The 7,003-nt window shown below is 73.5% G+C and carries 5 protein-coding genes; 1 reads left to right on the top strand and 4 read right to left on the bottom strand.

The features are described 5' to 3' along the window. Positions 1-181: 181 nt before the first annotated feature. The gene (locus AB0K21_RS21005; protein WP_343975729.1) at positions 182-988 is read left to right on the top strand and encodes a polysaccharide deacetylase family protein; all 807 of its coding nucleotides are present in this window, start codon (positions 182-184) and stop codon (positions 986-988) included. A 66-nt stretch (positions 989-1,054) separates the two neighbouring features. Here the strand turns inward: AB0K21_RS21005 and AB0K21_RS21000 are convergent, their stop codons facing one another. The 4 genes from AB0K21_RS21000 to AB0K21_RS20985 are packed head-to-tail and all read right to left on the bottom strand — an operon-like array spanning position 1,055 to position 6,919. Further along, positions 1,055-2,845 carry a glycosyltransferase gene (locus tag AB0K21_RS21000; protein ID WP_343975726.1) on the bottom strand — a complete coding sequence of 597 codons (1,791 nt, stop codon included), beginning with the start codon at positions 2,843-2,845 and terminating at the stop codon, positions 1,055-1,057. After that, positions 2,842-4,764, bottom strand: a complete 1,923-nt coding sequence (locus AB0K21_RS20995) for a glycosyltransferase (RefSeq protein WP_343975722.1) — start codon at positions 4,762-4,764, stop codon at positions 2,842-2,844. Before AB0K21_RS20995 ends, AB0K21_RS21000 begins: the two co-directional genes overlap by 4 nt. After that, the gene (locus AB0K21_RS20990; RefSeq protein WP_343975719.1) at positions 4,764-6,449 is read right to left on the bottom strand and encodes a glycosyltransferase; all 1,686 of its coding nucleotides are present in this window, start codon (positions 6,447-6,449) and stop codon (positions 4,764-4,766) included. The genes AB0K21_RS20995 and AB0K21_RS20990 overlap by 1 nt, the downstream gene beginning before the upstream one ends. Further along, positions 6,446-6,919 (bottom strand): hypothetical protein, encoded by a 474-nt coding sequence (locus AB0K21_RS20985; RefSeq protein WP_343975716.1) that lies wholly within the window; start codon positions 6,917-6,919, stop codon positions 6,446-6,448. Before AB0K21_RS20985 ends, AB0K21_RS20990 begins: the two co-directional genes overlap by 4 nt. Between the last annotated feature and the right edge of the window lie 84 nt (positions 6,920-7,003).

Genomic DNA, 7,003 nt, shown 5'->3' with positions numbered 1-7,003 from the left:
CCGCCACCCCCCCCCCCGGGGCGTCCCCCCGCCGCTGACTGCGGCTCCCCCCCCGCCGGGCGGTGTCATGCCGGGTCGGTATCAGGTTCCTGGGTATTTGATAACGGCTAAATCGGTGGTCTCCATAGGCTTATATGGTGTTTTTTTGTGCTTTATTTGCTGTTCCGGGAGGGGGTCCGCCATGAAGATCTTTCGTCGGGTGGCCGTGTTCTCCGCGGCGCTGGCCATCGCGATGGCGCCGGGACAGGTCGGTCAGGCGAAGACCGCGAAACCCGTCAAGAAGGTGGAGACCGTCGTCTCGCTCACCTTCGACGACGGTGACTCCACGCACCTGGCCGTGGCCCGCATGCTGGAGAGGCGCGGGATGCGTGGAACGTTCTACATCAACACCGACACCATCGGCGACGAGCTCAAACTGACCCGTCGCCACCTCGCCGCGATAGCCGGGAAGGGCCACGAGATCGGCGGTCACACGCTGACCCACATCCGCCTCACCGAGCTGACCCAGAGCGAGCAGGAGGGGCAGATCTGCGACGACCGCAGGAGGCTGGTGGCGTGGGGGTACCGGCCGGCCACCCTCGCCTACCCGTTCGGCGCGGTCGACTCCGACGCCAAGGCGGTGGCGAGGCGGTGCGGCTACGACGCGGCCCGCTCGGTCGGCGGGCTCAGGGAGTGGAAGTGCCCCGGCTGCCCGGCGAGCGAGACCACACGCCCGAAGGACCGCTACGAGATCCGCACGCCGAGCTCCGTTCGCGAGGACACCCTGCTGCGGCACATGAAACAGCAGGTGCTCAACGCGGAGAAGAGCGGTGGCGGCCTGGTCCCGCTGGTGTTCCACCGGGTCTGCGACCGCTGCGGGCTCTACTCGGTGACTCCCGAGCGGCTGAACCCCTTCCTCGACTGGCTGGCGGCGCGCAAGTCCCGCGGCACCGTGGTGAAGACGCTGCAGAGTGCCGTCGGCGCCCGCTACCGCCCCGTGCCCGGCTGAGAACGGCCCCCTCAGGACCTTCCCGCGATCCGCGCAGGGCCGGGGCCCCGGCGCGGGGGAAGGCCGTCAGGAGCCCTCGGTGAGCCTGCGGAGACCGCGGGCGGCGCGGCCGAGCAGGGAGCGTTGCCGGGCCTGGCGCAGGGCGACGGCCTCCAGGCGGCGCTGTTCGGCCTTCTCCTTCCACCTGGCGGTGTCGCGGCGGCCCTTGGCGGCCACCGCGCGCAACTCCTTGAGCTCGGCCTTGAGCGTGGCGATCTGCCGCTGGGCCCGTTCGGCCTCCCGGGCCCGCGACTCGGCCGCCGCGCGCCAGCGCACGGCCTCCCGGTTGCGGTTCGTGGCCCAGTAGGGGTAGGCGTGCGCCGCCGGCCGCAGCCGCCAGGACTCCGCGTCCAGCCAGGTCGCGCCGTGCAGTTCGGCGATCACGTCGTCGAGCGACTCGCCCTCGCGGGCCACCCGCCTCGCCCTCGCCACGGCGGAGGTCCGCTCCAGGCGGGCGGCCAGGACACCTGACTCGTCCTCGTCCAGCGCCACCAGCAGCAGGCCCTCGTCGTCCTGCTCCGCCCGCTCGACCAGCATGGCCAGCGACTCCGTCCCGGGCACCCAGCCGGCCGGGCAGACGAGCCGGAACGGCGCGGGAGCCGAGGTCGGCGGGACCCGCTCGACGAAGGAGACGCGGCCGTCGTGGGCGTACTGGCCGCGCAGCAGCCGCAGGTCGAGCAGCGGGTCGTCCAGCGGCCCGCCCGCCGCCCCATGGCGCTCGCCCGCGGGCGACGCCCACGGCCCGGCCAGGGTGACGCGCACGTCGGGCAGGCTGCTGGCCAGTGCCCCGTCGACGCTCGCCCTGACGTCCTCGAAGGAGGCGCCTCGGGCGTCCACCACGACGTCGACGTAGGGGACCAGCCACTGCCGGCCCGCGTCGGTGCGCAGGTGGCGCCGGTAGGGGACCCGGTCGGCGATGAAGGGGTCGTTGTGCCGCCTGACGTCCGCGGGCCTGCGCATGGCGGTCGTCGTGCCCAGGTGCCAGCTCAGCGCCTCGGCGTCGGGGACGAACACCGCGCCCGTCTGGGTGAGCCGGTAGCCCAGCTCGGTGTCCTCGCCGAGCCGCAGGGAGGTGTCCAGCCCTCCCGCCTCCTTCAGCAGGGCGGCCGGTAGCGAGACCGTCGCGCCCACGTGGACGCGGTGCAGCAGCGAGTTGGGCGCGTCGCGGAAGCCGCGGTGCGCGGCGACGAGCTCGGCGATCCAGTCGTGCCCGTGCTCGGGATCCTCGGTGAAGAGGGAGTCCGCCCTGTCCTTGGCCACGGCGATCTGGACCTCGGCGGGGGTGGGCGGGGTGCCCGTCATGGCGGTGAAGCGCAGCGTCCCCAGCACCACCAGGTAGCCGGCCAGATGGTGCCAGCGCATGTGCGCCTCGACGTGCTCCCGGTAGGAGACGATGTCGGCGTCCATCCGGTGGATCACCTCGCCGTCCGCGACGGCGGTGCCGGTCTCCAGGGCCCAGGCGATGCCCCGGCGGCCGGGGGCACCGGGAACGATCCGGGTGCGTTCGGGGGCGATCTCGGGAAGCCGGAGCGGGGGCGCGCTGCCGTCGTCCACGACGATCACCTCAAGGAGGTGAGCGGGGTAGGTCTGGGCGGCGAGCCCGGCCAGGGTGAGGTCGAGCCTGTCCTGCCCTCCCCTGGCGGGGATCACCACGCTCACCGGCAGGCGCGGCTCCCATGCGCCGAGGGCGGGCGCCGGCAGCACCCCGTAGTCGTTGCCGGGAATCCGCGGCGCGGCGGCCTGGGCCGGAACCGGCGGTGCGTCCGGTGCGTCCGGTGTGTCCCCGGCCGGGACCCGCGGTGCGCGCGGCGTGTTCACGGGGCCTCCGGGGGGAGTTCCATGAGCGCGCTGGGCCGGAAGCCGCGCCACTGGCGCTTGTTCCGTCGCAGGAACGTGCCGATCGGCTCGCGCCAGGTGTGGTCGGCGACGTTGCCGCGCCGCAGGATGTAGCCCAGGCCCTGGGTGCGGTAGATCTGCCCGCCCGCGGCCTGTACGGCGTGCTGGAACTGGGCGTCGATCGTGCCGGGCAGGGGGCGGAAGCCGCCCACGGCCTCGAAGGCGGAGCGTTCGGCGAAGATGGTCCCTCCGGCGATGAAGTTGGTGATCTGCTCGGTGACCTGCTCGCGGTGGACGGTCACCCCGATCGAGGCGAGGTAGACGAACTCCGGGACCATGCCCACCACCTGGGCCCCCGAGTAGGAGTGGGCCAGCAGCAGGTCGGAGACGAAGTCGGGCCCGTACCAGTCGTCGTCGTCCATCTTCAGCAGGAACGATCCCGACGCCCTGGCCGCGGCCTCGTTCAGCACGGCCCCGAACACGCTCTCCTCGTTCGCCTCGAACACGGTGACCGGCCGCTCGAAGGAGGCCAGCGCCCCGGCCACGCCGGGATGCGTCGCCGGGATGCCGTGCAGGGCGAGGATCACCTCGAACTCGGTGCCGCGCTGCCTGGCCAGCTGCTCCAACGCGAAGCCCACCATCTCCGGGCGGCGGGTGGCGAGCAGCACCGAGACCGGCTGCGAGGGCCTCGCGGGGGCACCGAGCTGTTCCCAGCGGGCACGGACGCCGTGGCCGCGCAGCGCCTCGCGGCGCAGCCGGATGCTGTGTTCCTCGCGCTCCAGGTCGTCCTTGAGCACGGGCTCGTCGACCGAGGTGATCAGTCTGGCCAGCTCGGGGCCGAGGGCGCCCGCCCAGCGCGGCACGGCCTCGGAGACCAGCGGCACCCCGGCCGCCGCCAGCCCGGTGACGACGCGGAGCGCGGCCACCGGGCCGCTGTGGCCGCGCCGCCAGTCCACCCGTACCCCTCTGACCTGCCTGATCCGGTTGACGTCCACGTCCGTGACGGCGCCGGAGGCCGCGAAGGCGGTGAGGGTCCGGCCATCGCAGGTGATCGCCCAGCGGCCGGATTCCACGGACAGATCGGCGGTGCCGAGGGACGGTACGGTGACGAAGCCCATGGGGTTGACCGAGCGGTCGTCGACCGGTGGGACGGTCCGGGGTTCTGACAGGTCGCCGAGACCGGCCTGGAGGATCCTGCCGCCGCCGGGGCGGCCGAGCCGCTCCCAGCTCATCAGCTCGGCGACCGGGCGGTCCGCCGGGTCCTCGTCGCCGGACCAGGGCGGCGGCGCCTCATCGACCGTACGCACGACCAGGTCGGCGCCGCGGGCGCCGAACCTGTCGGGGACCGGCCCTTCGGGCGGGGACGGGGCCGCGTTCGGGTCGCCGGGACGCCAGTGGGCCGCCCCGGGGCCGGCCAGACCGGCGACGGGCGCGGCGACGGCGTCCATCCGGTGTCCCGCGAACGCCCTGGCGGTCGCGGCGAGCGTCCGCCCGGCGGGCGCCGGTTTGGAGAACCGCGCCTCGATCACCCAGGCGGGCGCTTCCGGCTGGTGGACCCGGAGCTCGACGAGCGACCGCCAGCGGTGGGCGGGAGTGGGCGAGGGCACCGGCGCGGTGTACCAGTGCGGTGTCTCCTCCACGGCGACGACCACCCGGGTGGCCATGGCCAGCAGTGACTGCAGGCTCGCGGCCCTGCGGAGGTCCGTCGGGGTGCGGGCGAGCACCAGGATCTCCGCGGCGCCCTCCTCCGCCCGCGGGATGCCGTCGAGGTCGCCGTCGAGGTCCATCGCCCCGTACGACTCCAGCTCGCCGAGTGTCTCGAAGCCCGCGCAGTAGACGAGGACGCGTCGCTTGCCGTTCCGTTCCCCGGCGGCCCGGACGAGATCGATCAGCAGGGACATCAGCCGCTCTTCCCCCGGCGCGGAGCCGTCTGCCGCCTGGTCGTCGGGATGATCCCTCCCAGGGGGCCACGCCGCCGCTCGTCCCGGGAGTGCCCGGCCTCCGTCCGCAGCCGTTCGGTCTCGGCGCGCAGGCTCTCCACCTCGCCCCGCAGCCGTTCCGCCTCGCGCTTCCACCGGGTGCTCTCGGCCCGCCACTTCGCGGGGTCACCGGCGACGGGCTCCGCCTCCCCGGCGGTCGCCACGCCGAACTCGGCGGCACTCACCCACAGGGAGCCGAAAAGCCTGTGGACGGCATCGTCGATATCACCGTCGATGTCACCCCCTGGAGTGCCTCCGGTCACCAGCGCCGCCCTGGCGAAGGCGGCGGTGCGCTCCAACCTGGCCGCCCTGACCCCGTCGGCCCCCTCGTCGAGCACCGCGCTCAGCAGCCCGTACCCCTCGCTCTCGGCGAGTTTCACCAGCTCGGCCAGGCTGTCGGCGCCGAGTGCCCACCCGGCGGGGAAGGTGAGGCGGAACGGCGCGGGTGCCGAGCCGGCGGGCGCCTCCTCGGCGAAGGAGACCCGTGGCTCATGGGCGTACAGGTTGTGCACCAGACGCAGATCGAGCAGCGGCTCGTCGAGGGAGGGGTGGCGGCCGGCGGGGAGCCGGGCCCAGGGCCCGACCACGGTGACGGCGACGTCGACGAGGGTGCCCGCGAGCGCGCTGTCCACGCTCGCCCGCACGTCCTCGTAGCGGGCGCCGCCGACGTCGACGACGACGTGCACGTACGGCACCAGCCAGGTCCTGCGCGGGTGGGTGCGCAGCCAGCGCAGATCGGGGATGAGGTCGGGCAGCACCGACCAGTTGTGCCGGTGCACCTCCTTCTCCCTGAGCATGACCGTGGACGGGCCGAGGTGCCAGCCGCGGGCCTGCGGGTCGGGGATGAAGACCGCGCCCGCCTGCGCGAGGCGGAAGCCGAGATCGGTGTCCTCACCCATGTTCAACGCGGTGTTCACGCCGCCGGCCGAGCGGAGCAGTGCCACCGGGACCGATGTGCTGGCCCCCGAATGGAGCCGGTAGGCCCCGGTGCCCGCGTCCCGCAGCCACCGGGTCTCCGCCAGCACGCCCGCCCGCCACTCGTGTGGCGCGGACCCGTCGAACAGCCTCTCCGCGTCCCCGGCCTCCACGGCCGAGAGGACCTCCCCGGCACGGGGCCGGGTCCCGTCGGGGGTGAAGCGGACGTCGCCCATCACGACGGCGTAGGGGAGGAGGTGGTGCCAGCGCATGTGCGCCTCGACGTGCTCCCGGTCGAGGATCATGTCGGAGTCGACCCAGTGCAGGATGTCGCCGGCCGCCGCCTCGGCACCGGTCTGGCGGGCCCAGCCCCGCCCCCAGCGGCCTTCCGGTACCCGGACGAGGCGGGTGCCCGCCGGGGTGATCTCGGGGACGCGCAGCGGCGGTTCGCTGCCGTCGTCGACCACGACCACCCCCATCAGATGCGCGGGGTAGGTCTGCGCGGCAAGGGAGGCGAGCGTACGGTCCAGGGCGTCCTGGCAGTCGTACGCCGGGATCACCACGCTCACCCTGAGCCGGGGCTCCCACCGGCCCAGGTCGGGTGGGAGCAGCGGCCCGTAGTCGTTCTGCCCGACCTCGGCGCGAGGGACGCCGCTCCGGCCGGCCAGGTCGCCGTGCCCGGCCCCGCTCACGCCTCTCCCTCCGGGGTGGCCTGTCCGGTCCGCGCCTCCACGGCGGCCAGTCGCGGCAGCAGGTCGTTGACCACCTCCGCCATCTCCTGGCGCTGCGGTATGGAGACCAGCCGGTCCTCGCCCAGCGAGACCAGGATCGTCTGCAGGTCCTCGTCCCGCTTCCGCTCGTGCTCCCTGAGCAGTTCGACGATCTCGTCCAGCCGCCGGTCCAGCCGCTCGGTGGCGGCCTTGACCGTGGTCAGCTCCGCTTCGTAGCGCTTGACGCGGGTGTCGATCCGCAGGGCCTTGCCGTCGACCCTGCGCACCGTCGCGATCGCCAGCATCTGGACGGCGAACACCGTCGCGATCGCGCCGAGTACGACGGCCGCCGTGACCGAGATGACATCGGTGCCCGCGAGCAGCGTCAGCGCGATCAGTACCACCGGACCGATGGTCGCCGCCAGAAGCGTCAGTTTTCGGGGCGTGGGCATCCGCGCTTACCTTCCATGCCGCTCTGTCATTACCTGTTCATTGACGGGGAGATAAATGAGGCTATCCGCTCTTCAAGTGCAAAT

The organism is Streptosporangium sp. NPDC049248 (assembly GCF_040678965.1).
GTDB classification, from domain to species: domain Bacteria; phylum Actinomycetota; class Actinomycetes; order Streptosporangiales; family Streptosporangiaceae; genus Streptosporangium; species Streptosporangium fukuiense.
This window is presented reverse-complemented; position numbering and strand designations above follow the sequence as displayed.

What these genes read in the sequence shown, in the direction of transcription:
- AB0K21_RS21005 (WP_343975729.1), top strand. Translation starts at nt 182, where the DNA reads ATGAAGATCTTTCGTCGGGTGGCCGTGTTCTCCGCGGCGCTGGCCATC.
- AB0K21_RS20995 (WP_343975722.1), bottom strand. Translation starts at nt 4,764, where the DNA reads ATGTCCCTGCTGATCGATCTCGTCCGGGCCGCCGGGGAACGGAACGGC.
- AB0K21_RS20985 (WP_343975716.1), bottom strand. Translation starts at nt 6,919, where the DNA reads ATGCCCACGCCCCGAAAACTGACGCTTCTGGCGGCGACCATCGGTCCG.